At 71.0% G+C, this 21,879-nt stretch carries 18 protein-coding genes and 1 tRNA gene; 14 read left to right on the forward strand and 5 right to left on the reverse strand.

The annotated features are described in order from the left end of the window. Positions 1 to 126 precede the first annotated feature (126 nt). Positions 127 to 324: a hypothetical protein gene (locus tag K4B79_RS20630; RefSeq protein ID WP_232028264.1), complete on the reverse strand. Its 198-nt coding sequence runs from the start codon at positions 322 to 324 to the stop codon at positions 127 to 129. 328 nt (positions 325 to 652) lie between these two features. Between K4B79_RS20630 and K4B79_RS20635 the strand changes: the two genes are divergently transcribed. The 4 genes from K4B79_RS20635 to K4B79_RS20650 all read left to right on the forward strand — a co-directional run bounded on the left by K4B79_RS20635 (position 653) and on the right by K4B79_RS20650 (position 5,539). Beyond that, positions 653 to 913 carry a hypothetical protein gene (locus K4B79_RS20635; protein ID WP_232028265.1) on the forward strand — a complete coding sequence of 87 codons (261 nt, stop codon included), beginning with the start codon at positions 653 to 655 and terminating at the stop codon, positions 911 to 913. A gap of 96 nt (positions 914 to 1,009) precedes the next feature. Then, positions 1,010 to 1,666, forward strand: a complete 657-nt coding sequence (locus tag K4B79_RS20640) for a PadR family transcriptional regulator (RefSeq protein ID WP_232028266.1) — start codon at positions 1,010 to 1,012, stop codon at positions 1,664 to 1,666. Between the two features lie 271 nt (positions 1,667 to 1,937). Continuing rightward, positions 1,938 to 2,675: an ABC transporter ATP-binding protein gene (locus K4B79_RS20645; protein WP_232028267.1), complete on the forward strand. Its 738-nt coding sequence runs from the start codon at positions 1,938 to 1,940 to the stop codon at positions 2,673 to 2,675. Further along, a complete protein-coding gene (locus K4B79_RS20650) occupies positions 2,672 to 5,539 on the forward strand; it encodes an ABC transporter permease (protein WP_232028268.1) in 2,868 nt (955 codons plus the stop codon). The genes K4B79_RS20645 and K4B79_RS20650 overlap by 4 nt, the downstream gene beginning before the upstream one ends. A gap of 257 nt (positions 5,540 to 5,796) precedes the next feature. On the opposite strand, the gene K4B79_RS20655 is transcribed toward K4B79_RS20650, so the two are convergent. After that, a tRNA-Gly gene (locus K4B79_RS20655) sits at positions 5,797 to 5,870 on the reverse strand. A gap of 521 nt (positions 5,871 to 6,391) precedes the next feature. Between K4B79_RS20655 and dcd the strand changes: the two genes are divergently transcribed. The 4 genes from dcd to secD all read left to right on the forward strand — a co-directional run bounded on the left by dcd (position 6,392) and on the right by secD (position 10,592). After that, positions 6,392 to 6,967 (forward strand): dCTP deaminase, encoded by a 576-nt coding sequence (gene dcd, locus K4B79_RS20660; protein ID WP_059194168.1) that lies wholly within the window; start codon positions 6,392 to 6,394, stop codon positions 6,965 to 6,967. A gap of 5 nt (positions 6,968 to 6,972) precedes the next feature. Beyond that, positions 6,973 to 7,482 (forward strand): phosphoribosyltransferase, encoded by a 510-nt coding sequence (locus K4B79_RS20665; protein ID WP_232028269.1) that lies wholly within the window; start codon positions 6,973 to 6,975, stop codon positions 7,480 to 7,482. Between the two features lie 168 nt (positions 7,483 to 7,650). Beyond that, positions 7,651 to 8,073: a hypothetical protein gene (locus K4B79_RS20670; protein WP_232028270.1), complete on the forward strand. Its 423-nt coding sequence runs from the start codon at positions 7,651 to 7,653 to the stop codon at positions 8,071 to 8,073. Between the two features lie 122 nt (positions 8,074 to 8,195). After that, entirely contained in the window at positions 8,196 to 10,592 is a 2,397-nt protein-coding gene (gene secD, locus K4B79_RS20675) for a protein translocase subunit SecD (protein ID WP_232028271.1), read from the forward strand. A gap of 115 nt (positions 10,593 to 10,707) precedes the next feature. On the opposite strand, the gene K4B79_RS20680 is transcribed toward secD, so the two are convergent. Together K4B79_RS20680 and K4B79_RS20685 are read right to left on the reverse strand one after the other, a co-directional pair. After that, on the reverse strand, positions 10,708 to 11,754 hold the full coding sequence (locus K4B79_RS20680; RefSeq protein ID WP_232028272.1) for a Yip1 family protein: 1,047 nt from the start codon (positions 11,752 to 11,754) through the stop codon (positions 10,708 to 10,710). 85 nt (positions 11,755 to 11,839) lie between these two features. Beyond that, complete coding sequence (locus tag K4B79_RS20685; protein ID WP_232028273.1) at positions 11,840 to 13,315, reverse strand: VCBS repeat-containing protein; 1,476 nt, start codon at positions 13,313 to 13,315, stop codon at positions 11,840 to 11,842. Between the two features lie 145 nt (positions 13,316 to 13,460). On the opposite strand from K4B79_RS20685, the gene K4B79_RS20690 reads away from it, so the two are divergent. Beyond that, positions 13,461 to 13,952 carry a nucleotidyltransferase domain-containing protein gene (locus K4B79_RS20690; protein WP_232028274.1) on the forward strand — a complete coding sequence of 164 codons (492 nt, stop codon included), beginning with the start codon at positions 13,461 to 13,463 and terminating at the stop codon, positions 13,950 to 13,952. Positions 13,953 to 14,011: 59 nt separating this feature from the next. Here the strand turns inward: K4B79_RS20690 and K4B79_RS20695 are convergent, their stop codons facing one another. Further along, positions 14,012 to 16,294, reverse strand: a complete 2,283-nt coding sequence (locus K4B79_RS20695; RefSeq protein WP_232028275.1) for a heterodisulfide reductase-related iron-sulfur binding cluster — start codon at positions 16,292 to 16,294, stop codon at positions 14,012 to 14,014. Between the two features lie 215 nt (positions 16,295 to 16,509). Here K4B79_RS20695 and K4B79_RS20700 point away from each other — a divergent pair, with 215 nt between their 5' ends. The 5 genes from K4B79_RS20700 (at position 16,510) to K4B79_RS20720 (ending at position 21,839) form a co-directional block, all read left to right on the forward strand. Continuing rightward, positions 16,510 to 17,553, forward strand: a complete 1,044-nt coding sequence (locus tag K4B79_RS20700) for an undecaprenyl/decaprenyl-phosphate alpha-N-acetylglucosaminyl 1-phosphate transferase (protein WP_232028276.1) — start codon at positions 16,510 to 16,512, stop codon at positions 17,551 to 17,553. A 94-nt stretch (positions 17,554 to 17,647) separates the two neighbouring features. Then, on the forward strand, positions 17,648 to 19,498 hold the full coding sequence (gene dnaK, locus K4B79_RS20705) for a molecular chaperone DnaK (RefSeq protein WP_232028277.1): 1,851 nt from the start codon (positions 17,648 to 17,650) through the stop codon (positions 19,496 to 19,498). Next, a complete protein-coding gene (gene grpE, locus K4B79_RS20710) occupies positions 19,495 to 20,163 on the forward strand; it encodes a nucleotide exchange factor GrpE (protein ID WP_232028278.1) in 669 nt (222 codons plus the stop codon). Before dnaK ends, grpE begins: the two co-directional genes overlap by 4 nt. Before the next feature lie 45 nt (positions 20,164 to 20,208). Beyond that, positions 20,209 to 21,387, forward strand: a complete 1,179-nt coding sequence (dnaJ, locus tag K4B79_RS20715) for a molecular chaperone DnaJ (protein ID WP_232028279.1) — start codon at positions 20,209 to 20,211, stop codon at positions 21,385 to 21,387. A 5-nt stretch (positions 21,388 to 21,392) separates the two neighbouring features. Next, positions 21,393 to 21,839: a heat shock protein transcriptional repressor HspR gene (locus tag K4B79_RS20720; RefSeq protein ID WP_232028280.1), complete on the forward strand. Its 447-nt coding sequence runs from the start codon at positions 21,393 to 21,395 to the stop codon at positions 21,837 to 21,839. Positions 21,840 to 21,879 lie beyond the last annotated feature (40 nt).

A 21,879-nucleotide genomic window follows, 5' to 3' on the forward strand; every position in this document is an offset into this window, starting at 1 on the left:
GCGGGTGACGAGAATCGAACCCGCGCTCTCAGCTCGGGAAGCGACGGCGCTTGCGCGGCTATGACGGCAGCCGAGTGATGCCGTCGCGACTGCGCACATGGCGTCATTCGGATGCAGTGGCGCGCATCAAGCATCCTGCTGCGAGTCGAGGACTCCTTGGACCTCGATGCGCACGAGGGCGAGGGGCACGAGGGCGAGGGGCACGAGGGCGAGGGGCACGAGGGCGAGGGGCACGAGGGCGAGGGCCGCGCCCCGCGCCGTGCGGAGCGCCGGCGCATTCGCGCCGGAGGCCGCCGCCGTGAGGCACCCCTCCGGGCCGCCCACCGTCCCGACCGTCCCGCGCCCGCCGGCGCCCTCGCGCCCGGCCTCGACGACGGACGCCCCTGCACCGCCCGCTCAGGCCCCCGCCCCGAACGGTTCCGCGGCCACGAACGCCGCACCCACCCCGCCCGATCGCCCGTCCACCCCGTCGGCGTCGCCTTCCTCCGGACCCGCCGGCCCTCTCCCGCCGGCGGCCCCCGAGCCGTCGGGGCCGCCCGACGCGCCCGCGCCCAGCGACTCCGCCTCCCTCGCGGGGCGGCCGGCGGGGGAGGGCCGGGAGCGGCCCGGCCGACCGGCCGACCCCTCCGGCTCGCCGTCCTCCACGAGCCCGGTGGAGCCCGCTCGTACCAAAACGGCAACGGAGGCGGAGCCCGCCGAGGAGCCGGACGAGGGGGTCGACGTGGTACCCGAGACGGACGCCCCGGCCGTCGAGAGCTCGCCGGCCAAGCTGTCGGCGGCCGCTCACCGGACCGGCACCGAGGCCCCCCTCGACCTCTCCGACCGGCGGATTCCCGTGTTCACACTGGGCGTGGGGCCGGCTCTGGTGGGCCTCGGCATCGGCTTCCTCGGGGTGCGGACGCGCCGCCGCTGAGCGGCTCGCGACGGCCCGGGTCCCCCTTGAGTCGGACCTCCGGCGTCCGCCTCAGGACGCTTGTCCACGCGGACTTACTCGGTATACATACTCGGTATGTCCATCCGCCACGGGCTTCTCGCCCTTCTCGAACGCGGCCCGCGCTACGGCTCACAGCTCCGTACGGAGTTCGAGTCCCGCACCGGCTCCACCTGGCCGCTCAACGTGGGGCAGGTCTACACCACGCTCAGCCGGCTTGAACGCGACGGCATGGTCCTGCAGGACGGCGAGGACGAGGCCGGCCACCCGCTCTACGCGATCACCGACAGCGGTCGCGTCGAACTGCGCAGCTGGTTCGAGAACCCCGTCGACCGCACCAGCCCGGCCCGTGACGAGCTGGCCATCAAGCTGGCCATGGCTATCGAGGCGCCCGGGGTCGACATCCGTGACGTCATCCAGTCCCAGCGCCGGCACACCGTGAAGGCCATGCAGGACTACACCCGGCTGAAGGCGCAGGCCCTCACCGCCGTGGAGAAGAACGGGGCCCGGGAGCGGGACGACATCGCCTGGCTCCTCGTCCTGGAGCAGCTGATCTTCCAGATCGAGGCCGAGGCGCGCTGGCTCGACCACTGCGAGTCCCGGCTGATCCGCCTCTCGTCGACCACCCCGCCGGCGGGGCCGGAGCCGGCCTCGCCTGGGGCGGCGGCGGGAGCGGCGGGGACGGGGTCGCGGGCGGGGGCCGGGGCAGAGGAGGCCGCACGCCACCGCCTGTGACGTCCGCCCTGCACGACCGGCCCTGAGCGCCCGAACGACGGATCCACAGGGCCGACCGGGCCGACCGAGTCCACCGGATCCACCGGATCCACCTGACCCACCTGACCCACCGGATCCATCCGACCCACCGGATCCACCCGTACCACCGGATCCACTCGTACCACCTGAAGACTCCGAAGACCCGACCAGACCATACGTACGCACGGCGCCGCCAACGACCGTCCGCCGCACGACGTCCGGCCGTTCGCCGGCGTACGCCCGAGGGGGAACCATGTCCACACAGCAGCAGCCCGTGCTGCGTCTGCAGAACCTGACCCGCGTCCACGGCTCCGGCGCCACCGAGGTGCACGCCCTGCGCGGCATCGACCTCGACGTCCACCCCGGTGAATTCGTCGCCGTCATGGGCCCGTCGGGCTCCGGCAAGTCCACCCTGCTCACCATCGCCGGCGGCCTCGACACCCCCACCTCCGGGCAGGTCTTCGTCGAGGGCACCGACATCACCGCCCTCGGCATCAAGGGACTCGCCGCCCTGCGCCGCCGCAGCATCGGCTACGTCTTCCAGGACTACAACCTCATCCCGGCCCTCACCGCCGCCGAGAACGTGGCCCTGCCCCGCGAACTGGACGGCATATCGGCCCGCAAGGCCCGCACCGAGGCCCTCGCCGCCCTCGCCGAGATGGACCTCGGCCATCTCGCCGACCGGTTCCCCGACGAGATGTCCGGCGGTCAGCAGCAGCGCGTGGCCATCGCCCGCGCCCTCGTCGGCGACCGCCGACTCGTCCTCGCCGACGAGCCCACCGGCGCCCTCGACTCCGAGACAGGCGAGTCCGTGCTGGCCCTGCTGCGCTCCCGCTGCGACGCCGGAGCCGCCGGCATCATGGTCACCCACGAGCCGCGGTTCGCCGCCTGGGCCGACCGGGTCGTCTTCCTGCGGGACGGCGCCGTCGTCGACCAGACCCTACGCAGCGACGCCGACTCGCTCCTGACCGGCCGGGCGGCCCAGCGGTGACGACCTGGTTCCACTCCTGGCGGGCCGCGGTCCGCATCGCCCGCCGCGACGCCTGGCGCTCCAAGGGCCGCAGCTTCCTCGTCCTCGCCATGATCGCGCTGCCGATCCTGGGCGTGAGCGCCCTGGATCTGACCCTCCGCAGCGCCGAACTCACCCCCGCGCAGCGGATGGAGCGCACCCTGGGTGCCGCCGACGCCCGCTTCTCCGACGCCCGAACGGCCGGCGTGGCCATCCTGCAGGACCCCAAGGGCGAGCAGCACACCCCGGCCGGGGACTACGACTCGCCGGGCAAGTCCTGGCCCGACGGCCCGACCGATGTCACCAAGACCATCCCGGCCGGTTCGACGGTGCTGACCGACAGCAGCGGCAGCGCCAAGCTGACCACCAGGCACGGTCTGCTCCAGGCCGAGGTCCGTGAGCTTGCCGCCGCCGATCCCGTCGCCCGGGGCATCATGCGGCTGCAGGAGGGCCGCTTCCCCGAGAAGAACGACGAGATCGCCGCGACCACCCGGTTCCTGGAGAGCAGCGGGCTGTCCGTCGGCTCCACCCTCACCGCCCGCGGCTTCGACCGCACCTATGTGATCAGCGGCTCGTACGAGCTGCCCAGCGACCTCACGGCACAGCAGGTCAACGCCCTGCCGGGGGCCTTCCTCGCGCCGTACGCCAAGGCGGTCGAGAAGGCCGGACTGCCGAAGCCCGAGGACTCCACCACCTACCTGGTGAAGAAGTCCGGTGGTTTCACGTGGAACACGGTCCAGGCGATCAACGCCAAGGGCGTCCTGGTCACCTCGCGCGCCGTGGCCCTCGACCCGCCCGCCGACTCCGAGGTGCCGCTCTACCAGAAGGAAGGCTGGGCCAACTACGAGAGCAGCGGGGCCGCCGACGCCGCCGCGCTCGCCGCCGTGGGCACGGTCGTCGGCCTGGCGATGCTGGAGATCTGCCTGCTCGCCGGTCCCGCCTTCGCCGTCGGTGCCCGTCGTTCCCGCCGCCAGCTGGGCCTCGTCGGCGCCAACGGCGGTGCCCGCAGCCACATCCGGGCCATCATGCTGAGCGGCGGCCTCGTCATCGGCGCTGCGGCGGCCCTGGTCGGCACGGTCCTCGCCCTGATCCTGACCTTCGCCCTCCGGCCGCTCATCGAGGACTACATGGGGCAGCGGTTCGGCGGCTTCACCGTCAAGCCGCTGGAACTGCTCGCCATCGCCGCGCTCGCCGTCCTCACCGGCCTGCTCTCCGCGATCGTCCCGGCCGTCACCGCCTCCCGGCAGACCGTCCTGGCCTCCCTCACCGGCCGTCGCGGCGTGCGCCGCAGCAGCCGCGTGCTGCCGCTGATCGGCCTCGGTGCCGTCCTGCTCGGCGCGGCCATCGCCCTGTACGGCTCGGTCGTCTCCGACCAGTTCGTCCTGGTCGCGGGTGGCTCGGCCATCGCCGAGCTGGGTGTGGTCGCCATGACGCCCGCCCTGGTCGGCCTGTTCGGCCGGGCCAGCCGCTGGCTGCCCCTCTCGCCGCGCCTCGCCCTGCGGGACGCCGTCCGCAACCGGGGCCGTACGGCACCCGCTGTCGCCGCCGTCCTGGCTGCCGTCGCGGGCACCGTCGCCGTCTCGACGTACGCCGCGAGCAGCGACGCCCAGAGTCTGGCCGAGTACCGGGCCGGCCTGCCGCACGGGGCCGTCGCCGCGCTCGTCACCGAGGAGGGCGGCCGGGACGTCCCCGAGGTCCGCGACGCCGTGCAGCGGACGCTGCCCGTCGACGTCCGCGCCGATGTGTTCCGGATCGCCGTCGGCAAGCCCGGCTGCGCCCCGTACGGCGAGGGCGAGGGCTGTGGCCGCTTCGAGGTCGTCATCCCGCCGGCCAACGAGTGCCCGCTGTGGGTCAGCACCCCCGACGGCTCCGACCCCGCGGAGAAGTACACCAAGGAGCAGCGGCGCGCGCTCGCCAAGGACTGGCGCTGCCTCTCGCCCGACGGCAACGGCATCTACGTCGACGGCGGTCTCCTCATCGCCGACGCCCCGCTCCTGAAGGTCCTCGGCATCGACGACCCGGGCGCGGCCAAGGCCCTCGCCGACGGAAAGCTCCTCAGCTTCCACAAGCCCCAGGTCGACCGGAACGGCACCGTCGGTATCAAGCTGATCGCCGACCCGGAGGCCGCCGACCGCGCCGCCGAGCAGAACAAGCCGGTCCCGGGCGAGCTGAAGTCCTTCCCCGCCTACCAGGTGCCGGGCTCGCCCGACTCCTACGGGGTGCAGAGCGTGCTCAGCCCCGCCGCCGCCAAGGCCGCCGGACTGACCACCGTCCCCCTCGGCGCCTTCTTCAGCACCGACCGGTTGCCCAGCACCGAGGAGCGGCAGAAGCTCGACGCCGAGATCGCCAAGCTCGGCAGCGACGTAGAGCTGACCGTGGAGCGGGGCTGGGTCGAAGAGAACGGGCTCGTCCTGCTCGCGCTGACCGTCTTCGCCGGCCTGGTCACCATCGGTGCGGCCGGCATCGCCACCGGTCTCGCCCAGGCCGACGCCGAGGCCGATCTCAAGACGCTCGCCGCGGTCGGCGCCCCGCCCCGGGTGCGCCGCACGCTCAGTGGCTTCCAGTGCGGTGTGATCGCCGCGATGGGTGTGGTCCTCGGCTCGGCGGCCGGTGTCCTGCCCGCGGTCGGGCTGCGGCTCACCGAGGGGCGCCAGCAGATGCGCTCCTACCAGGAGGCTCTCGACAACGGCTGGGGCGGCGCCGGTGACGCCCCGCCGTACGTGCCGATCGTCGTCCCCTGGGAGACGCTCGCCGCCCTCCTGGTGGCCGTGCCCCTCGGCGCCGCCCTGCTGGCCGCGCTGGTGACCCGCTCGCGCGGGGCGCTGGCCCGCCGCGAAGCGCACTGAGCCTCGGTTGCCGGACCGTGTCCCCTGGACGAGGGTGATCCACCCTCGTCCAGGGGCACACCGTGTGGGAAAGCATGTGTGCGAGAGATCGTCATGCCGATGTGATAGGCGAACGACTGCTGAGCGCGACGACCGCGTGAGCAGCGGCACTGGCGCGCCCGGCAACTGCTGTTTCGCTTACGCGACTTGGTCGACCTTTGCGCACCTAACGAGCCAGACAACAACAAACCCCAGGCCACTGACCTGGGGTTTCTCTCTGGAGCGGGTGACGAGAATCGAACTCGCGCTCTCAGCTTGGGAAGCTGATGTTCTACCATTAAACTACACCCGCGTAAGACGCCGGTCGGAACCGGTGTCGGAACGCGGAATTACCTTACCTCATGTCGGGCCCCCGGTGCTGAAGCCGTGGGGCCCGAGGGTGTTTCGGGGGTGGGACGGGGCTGCGAGGGGCGGGAGTTGGGGCGTACGGTGGAGGCGTGGGAGAGGGTCCGGGCGGGACCGGAGTGCCGCCTGGAGGGTCGTCCCACCCATCCCGTAATGTGGCATTTGTCGTCAGGCGAGCAGCAGCCGGACGCGGCTCTTGGGGAAGGGACTCTTGGACTTGATGGAGCGCACCGTCGTCCGATGTGCCGATGGGCACGTGTTCAGTACCGCTTCGTTCCCGATGCAGCAGGCCGAGCGGCTCGGCCCCGGTCGGCTTGTTCGATGTCCACGGTGTGCCCGGCTCCGCAGTGTGGTGCCGGTGAGCCTGGAGAAGCGGTAGAAGCGGTAGAAGCCGTAGGAGTAGGTGAGCGCAGGCGCGCGGGTCCGTCCGATTGTGGTCGGTCCGCGCGCCTTGCGTATCCTCGGGGCGTGCTTCTCTCAGACAAGGACATCCGGGCCGAGATCGACGCCGGGCGGGTACGGATCGATCCCTACGACGAATCCATGGTGCAGCCGTCGAGCGTTGACGTACGGCTCGACCGGTACTTCCGGGTGTTCGAGAACCACCGGTACCCCCACATCGACCCCTCCATCGAGCAGGCGGATCTGACGCGGCTCGTCGAGCCGGAGGGGGACGAGCCGTTCATCCTCCACCCCGGGGAGTTCGTCCTCGCCTCGACCTACGAGGTCATCACGCTGCCCGACGATCTCGCCTCCCGACTGGAGGGCAAGTCCTCCCTGGGGCGGCTCGGGCTGGTCACCCACTCCACCGCCGGGTTCATCGACCCCGGCTTCAGCGGACACGTGACCCTCGAACTCTCCAACCTGGCCACGCTCCCCATCAAGCTCTGGCCGGGCATGAAGATCGGCCAGCTGTGCATGTTCCGGCTCAGCTCACCGGCCGAGTTCCCCTACGGCAGCGAGCGCTACGGCTCCCGCTACCAGGGCCAGCGCGGCCCCACCGCCTCCCGCTCCTTCCTCAACTTCCACCGGACCCAGGTGTGAGCGCCATGAGCGACGTACGGGAGAACCTGACCTACGAGGCGTTCGGCACCGCCGTCCGCGAACTCGCGCAGACCATCGCCGACGACGGCTACGAGCCCGACATCGTGCTCTCCATCGCCCGCGGGGGCGTCTTCGTCGCCGGCGGGCTCGCCTACGCCCTCGACTGCAAGAACATCCACCTGGTGAACGTCGAGTTCTACACCGGCGTCGGCACCACCCTCGACATGCCCGTCATGCTCGCGCCCGTCCCCAACGCCATCGACTTCTCCTCCAAGAAGGTCCTCATCACCGACGACGTCGCCGACACCGGCAAGACGCTCAAGCTGGTGCGCGACTTCTGCGTCGACACCGTCGCCGAGGTCCGTAGCGCCGTCATCTACGAGAAGTCCCAGTCCCTGGTGAAGTGCGAGTACGTCTGGAAGCGTACCGACGACTGGATCAACTTCCCCTGGAGTGTCCTGCCTCCCGTGCACAAGTCCGGTGAGGCGCCCAAGGAGAACAAGGAAGCGGTCTGATCGGTCTCGTCGGCCGTCACCGGTCGGCAGCGGTGATATTCCTGCCGTGAGTCGGGAACCTTCGGGCGTCCGGCCGCGTTCGTGTGTCTGACGGCGGACGAGCCGGGCTGTCGGCTCGCAGGGCCGGCCGCTGATGGCGTACGACGACTTGACCGGGGGGCAAGAGGCGTGCAGCGGCACTGGGTGCATCGCGCGCGTCCGGCCGCCGTCGTGCTCTCCGCGCTGCTCGCGGTCCTGACCTTCTTCCTGCCGATGTCGGCCAAGTCGGCGCCGGTGTCCCGCCCGTCCTCGACGGGTACGGCCACGGCGGCGCCCGCGACCGCGCAGGCATCCCCGGCCGTCGACGCGCAGCGGCCCGTCACCGGGGCGCACCCCGTGCTCGGCCGCGCCCACGCGGACGTCGTGCCGTACCCGGTCCACGGTTTCCTGGGCCCTGGTGCCGGGGATGTGGCCCCGCACCGCGCTGTCGGTGGGCCCGCCGTCGCCGTGGCGGGCGAGGTGCCGGGAGCGGGCCGGGGTGGCCAGGCGTACCGCCCGCGCGGGCCGCCGTCCCGATGGAGCACCGGCACCGAAGTCCGTATCGACGCCTGACCGTTCGCCTCCGCGCCCGGCGCAGACGTCGAATCCGTCTGCCTGCCCATCGTGGAGAACCCATGTCTCGTGAGCCTCTGTCTCATGCGCCCACGCCTCGCACGCCCACGCCTCGCGCGTCCATGTCCCGCGCGTCCAAGTCACAAGCCCCCAAGCCACAAGCACCCACATCTCGCGCGCCCATCTGGCGGGCGATCGTCGCCCTGGGTGTGATCGCCGCCTCGCTCTTCTTCGCCCTCACCCAGTCCCCCCGCCTCGGCCTCGACCTGCGCGGCGGTACCCAGATCGTCCTGGAGACCAGAGACTCACCCGTCGTCGAGGCCGATGCCGAATCGACCCAGCGGGCCCTGGAGGTGCTCCGCCAGCGGGTCGACGCGCTCGGGGTGTCCGAGCCGAGCCTGTACCGGTCCGGACAGCAGCGGATCTTCGTCGAGCTGCCCGGGGTGCAGGACCCGCGGGAGGCGGCCGAAGTCATCGGCCGTACCGCGCAGTTGACCGTCCACCCGGTGCGGGGCGTGACGGACACGCGGGACGGGAACAAGGGGGAGCCGGCCAAGGACGGCTCGCGCACCCTGGCCGACCCCGATCAGACGGGGGCGTACCTCGAACTCGGGCCCCCCGCCCTCACCGGCGACGGCGTCAAGGACGCCGAGGCGGTGCTCGACCAGCAGACGATGTCGGGCTGGACGGTCAACCTCGGCTTCCGCGGGCAGGCGGGCAAGGACTGGGCGCGGATCACCGGGGCGGCGGCCTGTGCCCCGCAGGGCGCCCCCGAGCGGCGCGTCGCGATCGTCCTGGACGGCAAGATCCTCTCGGCGCCCGGTGTCAACGCGGACGTGGCGTGCGAGGTCGGCATCTCCGGCGGCTCCACGCAGATCACCGGCGGCTTCGGCCGGGAAGAGGCCCGCGAGCTGGCCGCGCTCGTCAAGGGCGGTGCGCTGCCGGTGCCCGTGGAGGTCGTGGAGCAGCGCACCGTCGGCCCCACGCTCGGCGCCGACGCCATCGCCGCCAGCACCCAGGCCGCGATCATCGGGCTCGCCCTGACGGGGCTGTTCATCCTCGTCGTCTACCGGCTGCTCGGCGCCCTGGCCACCCTCGCGCTCGCGCTGTACGGACTGATCTCCTACGCCGCACTGGTCGCCCTGGGCGCGACTCTGACCCTGCCCGGACTCGCCGGTTTCGTGCTGGCGATCGGCATGGCGGTGGACGCCAACGTGCTGGTCTTCGAGCGGGCCCGCGAGGAGTATCTGGCGGCCCGCGTCCTGAAGTCGGCCTCGGGCCGGCTGGACACACCGCTGCGCACCGGCTTCGGCAAGGCCTTCAGCGCGGTCGTCGACTCGAACGTGACCACGCTGCTCGCGGCCGGGCTGCTCTTCTTCTTCGCGACCGGACCCGTCAAGGGCTTCGGCATCACGCTCTCCATCGGCGTCCTGGTCTCGATGATCTCGGCGCTGGTGATCACCCGGGTCCTCGCCGACTTCGCGATCCGGCGCCGTTTCGTGCGTGAGCGGCCCGGCCTGACCGGGATCGCCTCCACCGGCCGGGTGCGCACCTGGCTCGCGCGGCGCGACCCCCGCCCGGTGCGCCACCGGCGCCGTTGGCTCGGCGTCAGCGGGCTGCTGATCCTGGTCGCCGTCGCCGGAATCGGGCTGCGGGGCCTGGACCTCGGGGTGGAGTTCACCGGCGGGCGCCTGGTGGAGTACAGCACCAGCAGGCCCGTGGACATCGACGCGGCGCGCACGGCGGTCACGGACGCCGGATTCCCGCGCGCGGTGGTGCAGGAGTCGGGGGACGGGGACATCTCGGTCCGAACCGGTGAGCTGAGCAACGACCAGCAGCACACGATCAGAACGGCGCTGGCGGAGGAGGGCGGCGAGGTCACCGTCGAGCGGGACGAGCTGATCGGCCCGAGCCTCGGCGACGAGCTGCGCCGGAACGCGCTCATCGCGCTCGGCATCGCCGTCGCGGCCCAGCTGATCTACCTCAGCGTGCGGTTCCGGTGGACGTTCGCCGCCGCCGCGGTGGCGGCCATGGTGCACGACGTGCTGCTCGTGGTGGGCCTGTTCGCCTGGCTCGGCAAGCCCGTCGACAGCGTCTTCCTGGCGGCCCTGCTCACCGTCATCGGGTACTCCGTCAATGACACCGTCGTCGTCTTCGACCGGGTGCGCGAGGGGCGTCGCCGCGATCCGGCGGTGGATCTGGAGACCACCGCGAACAAGGCCGTCGTCCAGACGCTGCCGCGCACGGTCAACACCGGTATGGGCGCGCTGTTCATCCTGGCGGCCCTGGCCGTGCTCGGCGGTGACTCGCTCGCGGACTTCTCGGTGGCGCTGATCGCGGGCGTGGTGATCGGCATGGCGTCGACGGTGTTCACCGCCGTGCCGATCGCCGTGCAGCTGGAGGGCGGCCACCCGGCACCGCCGGTGCGCCCCAAGCGCAGCGGGAACAGGGGGGACAGCGGGGCCCGCGGTCCGCTGGAGCGACGCGACGGGGCGCGGGATTCGGGCGCCGTGGTCTGAGGACGCGCGGAGATTCGCCTCAGAGGCACGCGGAGATTCGCCTAAGAGACCCCGGAGACAGAGGGAGGGCCCCGGTGGTCACCGGGGCCCTCCCTCGTCGTAGGTGCGCGGAAACTCAGAACGTGCCCAGCTTCACGATCGACAGCAACGCGATCAGCTGGATCGCCGACGCGCCCAGCGCCTTCGGCCACGGCAGGTCGTGGGACTTGGAGACCATGAGGGTGAGCAGGGCGCCGGCCACCACCCAGGTGGCCCAGCCGAGGATCTGGACGAAGGGGGCGTCGCCGCCGAGGAACATGGCGAAGACGAGGCGGGGGGCGTCCGTGAGGGACATGATCAGCATGGAGAGGCCGACCGTGGGCTGCCAGGCGCCGTCGCCGCCGAGCTGGCGGGCCAGGCTGTGGGTGACCACGCCCAGGACGAAGGACGACAGCACCATCGCCACCGCGGTGACCAGGACGATCGGGACCGCGTTCGAGAGGGTCGCGTTGATCGCGTCCTCGCGGGCGCCGTCGAAGCCGAAGACCGCGAGCAGGCCGTAGAGGAAGGACACGACGAGGGCCGGGCCCCACATCGTGTAGTCCCGCATCTGGAGGAAGGTCTGGTTGGGGGACAGGAAGATGCCCCGCAGCAGTTGCTTCCAGTGCAGGCGCGGGCCGATCGGGCCGGCCGGGGCCGAGCCCGCCTGGTAGGTCGCGCCCTGGGTGTACGGGTCCTCGCCGACCGAGAACGCCTGCGTGTGGCCGGGGTTGTTGGCCGCGTACGGGTCGGGGCCGCCCTGGGGGGCGTGGTGTGCGGGGTCGTCGCCGAAGTACTCCGGCTCGCCGTGCCCGCCCTGAGCCGCGTGTCCGCCGTGTGCGCCGTAGCCGCCGGGCCCCGGGTGACCGCCGTTCGTCTGCGGCCACGGGCTGCCGCCGCCGCGGCCGTACGACGGCTGCTGTTGCGGGTACGGCTGAGGCGCCGCCGGCGGGTAGCCGTACGACGGTCCCTGGGGCGCCTGCTGTCCGTGCGGGGGTTGTTGCGGTCGCGCTTGCGGGGCGCGGTTGTCCCGGCCGCCGCGTCCGATCCTGAATCCAGCCACGTCTTCGAACGTACCTGGTCCCGGAGAATGACGTGCCGGGCCCGGTGGATCGGGCCCGGCTTTGCGGCCGAGCTGTGACATCCCCTAAGGGACATCCAAGAGAGCGGAGGGAGTCCGCTCAGGGGAATGCCGTAGGGGCCGCCGTCAGGGGACGCGCCACGCCGGGTCAGTCCGCGAAGTTCGCCCCGAAGAACGGCGATCCCGTCGTCGAGACGCCCGAGGTGCTCGGGGAGAGCGTGCGGGAGCCGGAGGTGGTGATCTTCGTGCCGTTGGAGGGCAGGTAGGTCACCGCGCCGTTGCCGGCGTTCTCGGCGGAGCCGACGAGGAGATCGGCGCGGCCGTCGCCGGTGACGTCGTCGAGCTTGACGTCGAGGCCGAACCAGTCCTCGTGCTCGTCGGCGCCGGGCACGCCCGCGGTGTTCTGCGCGAAGGACTGGATGCCGGAGGTGGTGTCCAGGCCGTTCGCGGTGCCGTAGAGGACGGCGACCGAGCCGGTGTCGGCGGCGCCGCCGAGGTCCTCTCCGGCCACGCCGACGACGAGGTCGAGGTAGGTGTCGCCGTTGACGTCACCGAGGTCGAGCTCGTAGCCGAACCAGTCGTCGGTCTCGGAGGAGCCGGGGACGTTGCCGGTCTCCTGGGTGATGCCGGTGACCGTGGCGGGGCCGCTCGCCGAGCCGTTGGTCACCCAGACCTTGCCGCCCTTGGCGGCGTCGGGCATCGTCTGGCCGTCCTCGGTGGTCGAGTTCCAGTACGCGCCGGTGACGATGTCGCCGTAGCCGTCGGCGTTGATGTCGCCGATCGCGGTGATCACGCCGGGCTTGAGGGTCTGGGACGAAGCCATGCTCAGGCCGCTCGCGGTGCCGGGGACGAACCAGTTGCGGTTCCAGCCGTTCTCGGTGACGGTCTCGTAGCCGTCGACGACGAGGTCGGTGCGGCGGTCGCCGTTGACGTCGCCGGCGGTCAGGTTGATCGGTCCGTCGCCGTTCGTGCCCGCGATCGGGGGCTTGATGGTGTAGCGGCCGCCCGCGGTGCCGGCGGTGGTGAAGCCGCCCTTGAAGACATGGATGGTGGCGCCGGTGCTGCCGACGGCCAGGTCGGCCCTGCCGTCGCCGTCGAAGTCGCCGGCGGCGATGGTGCTGCCCCAGAAGTCGTGCGAGGTGGGGGCCGGGTCGTTGACGGGGACGGCCTTGCCGGTGATGCCGGAGGCCGAGCCCCACAGGATGGCGACCGCGCCGGCGTCCACGTCCTTGCCGAGGTCCTCGCCGGCGGAGCTCACCGCGAGGTCGTCGTAGCCGTCGCCGTTGAAGTCTGCGTACGCCAGGTCGTTGGCGAAGTGGTCGCCGGCCTCGGCGTCGCCGGGGACGCCGGCGGTGTTCTGGCTGATCGTGTGGCGCTTGGCGGAGGACACGCCGGTGCTGGTGCCGTAGACGGCGACGAACTGGCCGGCGTCCTTCTTGCCCGCCACGTAGGCGGTCGACGCGTGGAAGGCCACGTCGCCCTTGCCGTCGCCGTTGAAGTCGGCCTGCGGGACCGTCGTGGAGTCCGCGGCGGTCGCGGTCACGGCCGAGAAGGTGAGCAGCCCGCCCGTCAGCGCGGCGGCGGTGGCCGTGGCGAGTGCGAGGCGGAGGTGGTGCTGGTGCATGCGGGTTCTCCTGCGGCATGCGGGGGATGCGTGGCGGGCATCCGGTGTCTGTGGGCGATCAGGAGACCCCTGTTGTTCAGTAAGGGTTGTACGTGAGTTCGGTAAACCTTTGATGCGGCTGTGATGAGGAGGAGTTCGTCCCGTGATGACGGCTGACGACGTGTTGTCCGTCCTGGCCCTGCTGCGACAGGCGGGGGCCGATGTCTGGATCGGTGGCGGCTGGGGGATCGACGCCCTGGTGGGGGAGCAGACCCGGGAGCATCGGGACCTGGACCTCGTGCACCGGCAGGAACAGGAGCCTGCTGTGGTGGCGGCTCTCGCCGGGGCGGGGTTCGTGGAGACACTGGAGTGGAGGCCGATTCGGTTCGTCGTGACGGCCGCGGACGGGCGGGAGATCGATCTGCACCCGCTGGTCTTCGCCGACGACGGCTCCGCGCTCCAGGTCTCGCCCGATCCGGAACGCCCCTTCGCCTACCCCGCCTCGTGTTTCGTGACCGGCACCATCGGTGGGACGACGGTTCCGTGTCTGTCCGCCGAGCAGCAGGTCCGCTTCCATCAGGGCTACGAGCCGTCCGAGCGCGACCGGCACGACATGGCCCAACTCCGCCGGGCGTTCGGGATCGCCACACACTTCTGAACGCCGACGCCCCCTGCCCGGGAAGGACAGGGGGCGTCTCAACGCGCTTACAGCGGCGGCTACTTCACCGGCTCCGGCTCCGGCGCACTCTCCGACTCCGCCGCGTCCTGCGGATCCACCGGCGTCTTCACCGACTCCAGCAGCAGCTGGGCCACGTCGACGACCTGGATGGACTCCTTGGCCTTGCCATCGTTCTTCTTGCCGTTGACCGAGTCGGTCAGCATGACCAGGCAGAACGGGCAGGCCGTGGAGACGATGTCGGGGTTCACCGACAGAGCCTCGTCCACACGCTCGTTGTTGATGCGCTTGCCGATCCGCTCCTCCATCCACATCCGCGCGCCACCGGCGCCGCAGCAGAAGCCGCGTTCCTTGTGGCGGTGCATCTCCTGCTGACGCAGGCCGGGGACGGCGGTCATGATCTCGCGCGGGGGCGTGTAGATCTTGTTGTGGCGGCCCAGGTAGCAGGGGTCGTGGTAGGTGATGATGCCCTCGACCGGGGTCACCGGGACCAGCTTGCCCTCGTCCACCAGGTGCTGGAGGAGCTGGGTGTGGTGGATGACCTCGTAGTCGCCGCCGAGCTGCGGGTACTCGTTGCCGAGGGTGTTCAGGCAGTGCGGGCAGGTGGCGACGATCTTCTTGGCCGACTTGGGCTTCGCCGACTCGGGGATCACCTTGCCCTCGTCGTCGGTCTCCTCGCCGAACGCCATGTTCAGTGCCATGACGTTCTCCATGCCGAGCTCCTGGAACAGGGGCTCGTTGCCCAGCCTCCGCGCCGAGTCACCCGTGCACTTCTCGTCGCCGCCCATGATGGCGAACTTGACGCCCGCCATGTGGAGGAGTTCCGCGAAGGCCTTGGTGGTCTTCTTCGCGCGGTCCTCCAGGGCGCCGGCGCAGCCGACCCAGTACAGGTACTCGACCTCGGAGAGGTCCTCGATGTCCTTGCCGACGACCGGGACCTCGAAGTCGACCTCCTTGAGCCACTCCAGGCGCTGCTTCTTCGCCAGGCCCCAGGGGTTGCCCTTCTTCTCCAGGTTCTTGAGCATCGTGCCCGCCTCGGACGGGAACGCGGACTCGATCATCACCTGGTAGCGGCGCATGTCGACGATGTGGTCGACGTGCTCGATGTCGACGGGGCACTGCTCGACGCAGGCGCCGCAGGTGGTGCAGGACCACAGGACGTCCGGGTCGATGACGCCGTTCTCCTCGGCGGTGCCGATCAGCGGGCGCTCGGCCTCCGCCAGAGCCGCGGCCGGGACACCGGCCAGCTGCTCCTCCGACGCCTTCTCCTCGCCCTCCATGGTCTTGCCGCCACCGGCCAGCAGATACGGCGCCTTGGCGTGCGCGTGGTCGCGCAGCGACATGATCAGGAGCTTGGGGGAGAGGGGCTTGCCGGTGTTCCAGGCCGGGCACTGCGACTGGCAGCGGCCGCACTCGGTGCAGGTGGAGAAGTCCAGCAGGCCCTTCCAGGAGAACTGCTCGACCTGGGAGACGCCGAAGACGTCGTCGTCACCGGGGTCGGTGAAGTCGATCGGCTTGCCGCCCGAGGTCATCGGCTGGAGTCCGCCGAGGGCCGTCTCACCGGTGGCGTTGCGCTTGAACCAGATGTTCGGGAAGGCCAGGAAACGGTGCCAGGCCACACCCATGTTGGTGTTCAGCGAGACCGTGATCATCCAGATCATGGTCGTGCCCAGCTTGATCATGGCGGTGAGGTAGATCAGGTTCTGCAGCGCGCCGACGCTCAGGCCCTTGAAGGCCAGGACCAGCGGGTACGAGGCGAAGTACGCGGCCTCGTAGTGCTCCACGTGGTGGATCGCGCCCTCCAGGCCGCGCAGCACGTAGATGGCGAGGCCGATGGTGAGGATGACGTACTCGACGAAGTACGCCTGACCCATCTTGGAGCCCGCGAAGCGGGACTTGCGGCCGGGTCGCGAGGGCAGGTTCAGCAGCCGGATGACCATCAGGACCGCGATGCCGACGGTCGTCATCGCCGCGATGAACTCGATGTACAGCTCGTACGGCAGGAAGCCGCCGATCACCGGGAGCGTCCAGTCGGCCTGGAAGAGCTGGCCGTAGGCGGTGATGATGGTCGGCGGCAGCGTCAGGAAGCCGATCGCCACGAACCAGTGGGCGAAGCCGACGATGCCCCACCGGTTCATCCGGGTGTGACCGAGGAACTCCCGCACCAGCGTCACGCTGCGCGCGTAGGGGTTGTCGGTGCGGGCGCCGGCGGGCAGCGGCTGGCCCAGTTTGAAGTACCGGACGAACTGGCCGATGGCGCGTGCCAGCAGCGCCACGCCGACCACGGTCAGTACCAGCGACACGATGATCGCGGCGAGTTGCATTTCGGGGCTCCTCGGGCCTGCGAGGGGTTTCGGGGGGACCCAACCTAGGATTCCCCGAGATTACTAAGCGGTAACTTATGCAGTCCGTCTGAGACTACCCCCATCCTCCGCCGCACTGTAGCCGGGTGCGGAGTGATCTGAATCGCTGAGGGTTACCTTAAAACCCGATCGTGTTATTCGTGTCGAATTGGTACAAACGGCGCTAGCTTAGGCCCGTGCTCTACGGGATCACCGCCGCCACCTCCGCCCTGTTCCTCGCCGCCGTCCTGGCGACCGCCCTGCGGTCGCTCGCGCTGCGCCTCGGCATCGTCGACCGACGGTGGCGACGGCCGCTGCCACTCTCCGGTGGCGTGGCCGTCGTGCTCGCCGTCGGCGCCGTCGCCGGGGTGGGGCAGTGGACCGGGACCGCCCGCCTCGGGGAGGGCGTCGGGCGGCTGCTGGCCGGCGCGGTGGCCGTCGCCGTCCTCGGGTTCGTCGCGGACGTACGGCGGGTCAAGATGCGCTTCCTCGTCGGCGGTACGGCCCTGGCGGCGGCCTGTGTGGTCCCGTACGCGGAGACCGGGCCGCTCGCGGGGTCGCTCGCCGTCGGCTGGATCGTCTTCGGCGCCCTCGGCTTCAAGGCGCTGGACCATGCCGACGGGCTTGCCGGGACCGTCGGGGTCGTCACCGCCTTCGGGGTGGGGATCTGCGCGGCGGCCGAGGTGATGGACGGGCTCGCCGTGCTCCTGAGCGTGCTCGCCGCCGCGCTGACCGGGTTCCTGATGTCCAACTGGCATCCCGCGCGCGTGGGGCTCGGGGCGGGCGGGGCGCTGTTCGGCGGGTTCCTGCTCGCGGCGGCGGCCGTGACGACCCAGGCCGGGCGGGGGGCCGGCTCCGGTGCGGGGGTGCTGTTCGCGCTGACGGCGGTCGTGGCCGCCGACGTCCTCCTCGTCGTCCTCGCCCGACGGCCCCTGCTGCGGGGCGGCCCCGACCATCTCGCGCACCGGCTCGGGCGCCTCGGGCTCACCGCGCGCGGGGCGACCGTCGTGCTGGGTGTCGGGGCGTCCTGCGGGGTACTCGTCGCCGTCCTCGTGCATCTGGGCCGGGTCGACGGATCCGGGGTGCTCTGGGTGGCGGCGGGAGCCCTGATCGTCGTACTCGCACTGCTCCGCAGCAAGCCGCACAACAGGCCCCACATCAAGCCCCACGTCAAGCCCCAGAGCTCTCGGCGATCCATGAATGCGCAGGTCAGGGCCCAGTTGCGTGTAAGGAACGGATAAGAGTTGAGTCTGCATGACTCAGGTCTGTTGACCCATCGGCGGCCGTCGTGCACACTTGAGTCTGTTCCACTCAAGTCAGCTGGAGGAAATCACCATGGCACGTGCGGTCGGCATCGACCTGGGCACGACTAACTCCGTCGTCAGCGTTCTGGAGGGCGGCGAGCCCACCGTCATCACCAACGCCGAGGGCGCCAGGACCACGCCGTCCGTCGTCGCCTTCGCCAAGAACGGCGAGGTGCTGGTCGGCGAGGTGGCCAAGCGCCAGGCGGTCACGAACGTGGACCGGACCATCCGCTCCGTCAAGCGCCACATGGGCACGGACTGGAAGATCGAGCTCGACGGGAAGCCCTTCAACCCGCAGCAGATCTCCGCGTTCATCCTCCAGAAGCTGAAGCGGGACGCCGAGGCCTACCTGGGCGAGAAGGTGACCGACGCGGTCATCACCGTTCCGGCGTACTTCAACGACTCCGAGCGCCAGGCGACCAAGGAGGCCGGCGAGATCGCCGGCCTGAACGTCCTGCGGATCGTCAACGAGCCCACCGCCGCCGCCCTGGCGTACGGCCTCGACAAGGACGACCAGACGATCCTCGTCTTCGACCTCGGTGGCGGCACCTTCGACGTGTCCCTGCTGGAGATCGGCGACGGCGTCGTCGAGGTGAAGGCCACCAACGGTGACAACCACCTCGGTGGTGACGACTGGGACCAGCGCGTCGTCGACTACCTGGTCCAGCAGTTCCAGTCCGGCCACGGCGTGGACCTGGGCAAGGACAAGATGGCCCTCCAGCGCCTGCGTGAGGCCGCCGAGAAGGCCAAGATCGAGCTGTCCTCCTCCACCGAGACCTCGATCAACCTGCCCTACATCACGGCGTCCGCCGAGGGCCCGCTGCACCTGGACGAGAAGCTCACCCGCGCCCAGTTCCAGCAGCTGACCGCGGACCTCCTGGAGCGCTGCAAGACGCCGTTCCACAACGTGATCAAGGACGCCGGGATCGCCCTCTCCGAGATCGACCACGTCGTTCTCGTCGGTGGCTCCACCCGTATGCCCGCCGTCGCCGAGCTCGTCAAGGAGCTGACCGGTGGCAACGAGGCCAACAAGGGCGTGAACCCGGACGAGGTCGTCGCCATCGGCGCCGCCCTCCAGGCCGGTGTCCTCAAGGGCGAGGTCAAGGACGTCCTGCTCCTCGACGTCACCCCGCTGTCCCTCGGTATCGAGACCAAGGGCGGCATCATGACCAAGCTCATCGAGCGGAACACGACGATCCCGACCAAGCGGTCCGAGATCTTCACCACCGCCGAGGACAACCAGCCCTCCGTGCAGATCCAGGTCTACCAGGGCGAGCGCGAGATCGCGGCGTACAACAAGAAGCTCGGGATGTTCGAGCTCACGGGCCTTCCGCCGGCCCCGCGCGGCGTCCCGCAGATCGAGGTCGCCTTCGACATCGACGCCAACGGCATCATGCACGTGACCGCGAAGGACCTGGGCACGGGCAAGGAGCAGAAGATGACCGTCACCGGCGGCTCCTCGCTGCCGAAGGACGAGGTCGACCGCATGCGCCAGGAGGCCGAGCAGTACGCGGAGGAGGACCACAAGCGCCGCGAGGCCGCCGAGACCCGCAACCAGGGCGAGCAGCTCGTCTACCAGACCGAGAAGTTCCTCAAGGACAACGAGGACAAGGTCCCCGGCGACATCAAGACCGAGGTCGAGGCCTCCGTCGAGGAGCTGAAGGCCGCGCTCAAGGGCGAGGACACCGCCGAGATCCGCACCGCCACCGAGAAGGTCGCCGCGGTCTCGCAGAAGCTCGGCCAGGCCATGTACGCCGACGCCCAGGGCGCGCAGGCCGCGGGCGGTGCCTCCGAGGGCGCCGCGGCCGGTGACACCAAGGCCGACGACGACGTCGTGGACGCCGAGATCGTGGACGACGAGCGCAAGGACGGTGCCGCGTGACGGAGGAGACCCCGGGCTTCGACGAGAAGCCCGACGTCCCCTCCGGCGCCACCCCCGACGACGCCGAGCCGCAGGCCGCCGCCCCCTCTTCGGAGGCGGGGGCGGCCCCGGCCGGGGACGCTAACGCTCAGATCGCCGGTCTGACGGCCCAGCTGGACCAGTCGCGCAAGGCGCTCGAAGAGCGCACCGCCGACCTCCAGCGGCTCCAGGCCGAGTTCCAGAACTACCGCCGCCGGGTCGAGCGGGACCGGATCACGGTCAAGGAGATCGCCATCGCGAACCTCCTCACCGAGCTCCTGCCCGTGCTCGACGACATCGGCCGCGCGCGGGAACACGGCGAACTGCTCGGCGGCTTCAAGTCCGTCGCGGAGTCGTTGGAGACCGTGGCCGCGAAGATGGGACTCCAGCAGTTCGGCAAGGAGGGCGAGCCCTTCGACCCGACCATCCACGAGGCCCTGATGCACAGCTACGCGCCCGACGTCACCGAGACGACGTGCGTGGCGATTCTCCAGCCCGGGTATCGCTTCGGCGAGCGCACCATCCGCCCCGCGCGGGTGGCGGTGGCCGAACCCCAGCCGGGGGCGCAGACGGTCAAGGCCGAGGGGTCCGACGAGGCCCCGGCGGCCGGCGACGACAAGGAGAGCGGTGGCCCGGACGAGGGCTGAGCGTGAACCGAACGCTGTACCGCTGAGAGAGGAGGGACGTCGAGGATGAGCACCAAGGACTTCATCGAGAAGGACTACTACAAGGTCCTCGGCGTTCCCAAGGACGCCACCGAGGCCGAGATCAAGAAGGCGTACCGGAAACTCGCCCGCGAGTACCACCCGGACGCCAACAAGGGCAACGCCAAGGCCGAGGAGCGCTTCAAGGAGATCTCCGAGGCGAACGACATCCTCGGCGACCCCAAGAAGCGCAAGGAGTACGACGAGGCGCGCGCCCTGTTCGGAAGCGGTGGCTTCCGTCCCGGGCCCGGCGCGAGCGGCGGTTCCTTCAACTTCGACCTGGGCGACCTCTTCGGAGGCGCCCCCCAGGGCGGTCAGGCCGGCGGCGGCTTCGGCGGCGGTCTCGGTGACGTCTTCGGGGGCCTGTTCAACCGGGGCGGCACGGGCACGACCCGTACCCAGCCCCGTCGCGGCCAGGACATCGACACCGAGGTCAACCTCAGCTTCACCGAGGCGATCGAGGGGGCGACGGTCCCGCTGCGGATGTCCTCGCAGCAGCCCTGCAAGGCCTGCTCCGGCACCGGCGACAAGAACGGCAACCCGCGGGTCTGCCCGACCTGCGTCGGCACCGGCCAGGTGGCCAGGGGCTCGGGCGGCGGATTCTCGCTCACCGACCCCTGCCCCGACTGCAAGGGCCGCGGCCTGATCGCCGAGGAGGCCTGCGAGGTCTGCCACGGCAGCGGACGCGCCAAGTCGTCGCGGACCATGCAGGTCCGCATCCCCGCCGGGGTCAACGACGGCCAGCGCATCCGGCTGCGCGGCAAGGGGGCGCCGGGCGAGCGCGGCGGCCCGGCCGGCGACCTGTACGTCACCGTGCATGTCGACGCCCACCCGGTCTTCGGCCGCAAGGACGACAACCTCACGGTGACCGTCCCGGTGACCTTCAGCGAGGCGGCCCTCGGCGGCGAGGTGCGGGTCCCGACCCTCGGCGGCCCCTCGGTCACGCTGAAGCTGCCGCCGGGCACGCCCAACGGCCGCACCATGCGCGCCCGTGGCAAGGGCGCGGTCCGCAAGGACGGCACCCGCGGCGACCTCCTGGTCACCGTCGAGGTGAGTGTTCCGGCGGACCTGACGGGGAAGGCTCGTGACGCACTTGAGGCGTATCGCGAGGCGACCGCGGGCGAGGACCCGCGGGCGGAGCTGTTCCAGGCCGCGAAGGGAGCATGAGGCAGATGGACGGTCGTCGACGCAACCCGTATGAACTGACCGAGGAGACTCCGGTCTACGTCATCTCGGTGGCTGCCCAGCTCTCCGGCCTGCACCCGCAGACCCTGCGCCAGTACGACCGTCTGGGCCTGGTCTCCCCCGACCGCACGGCAGGCCGGGGCCGCCGCTACTCGGCCCGTGACATCGAACTGCTGCGTACCGTCCAGCAGTTGTCGCAGGACGAGGGCATCAACCTGGCCGGCATCAAGCGCATCATCGAGCTGGAGAACCAGGTCGCCGCGCTCCAGCAGCGCGTCGCCGAACTCCAGTCGGCACTCGACGGCGCCGCGGCGGCCATGCAGCAACGCGAGGCCGCGGTCCACGCCTCCTACCGCCGCGACCTGGTCCCGTACCAGGAGGTCCAGCAGACCAGCGCGTTGGTGGTGTGGCGGCCGAAGAAGGCCAAGGACTAGCAGCCAGGCACGAGGAAGGGGCCCGGAGGAGACTCCGGGC

It is taken from the genome of Streptomyces lincolnensis, assembly GCF_021173675.1.
Lineage (GTDB): Bacteria > Actinomycetota > Actinomycetes > Streptomycetales > Streptomycetaceae > Streptomyces > Streptomyces lincolnensis_B.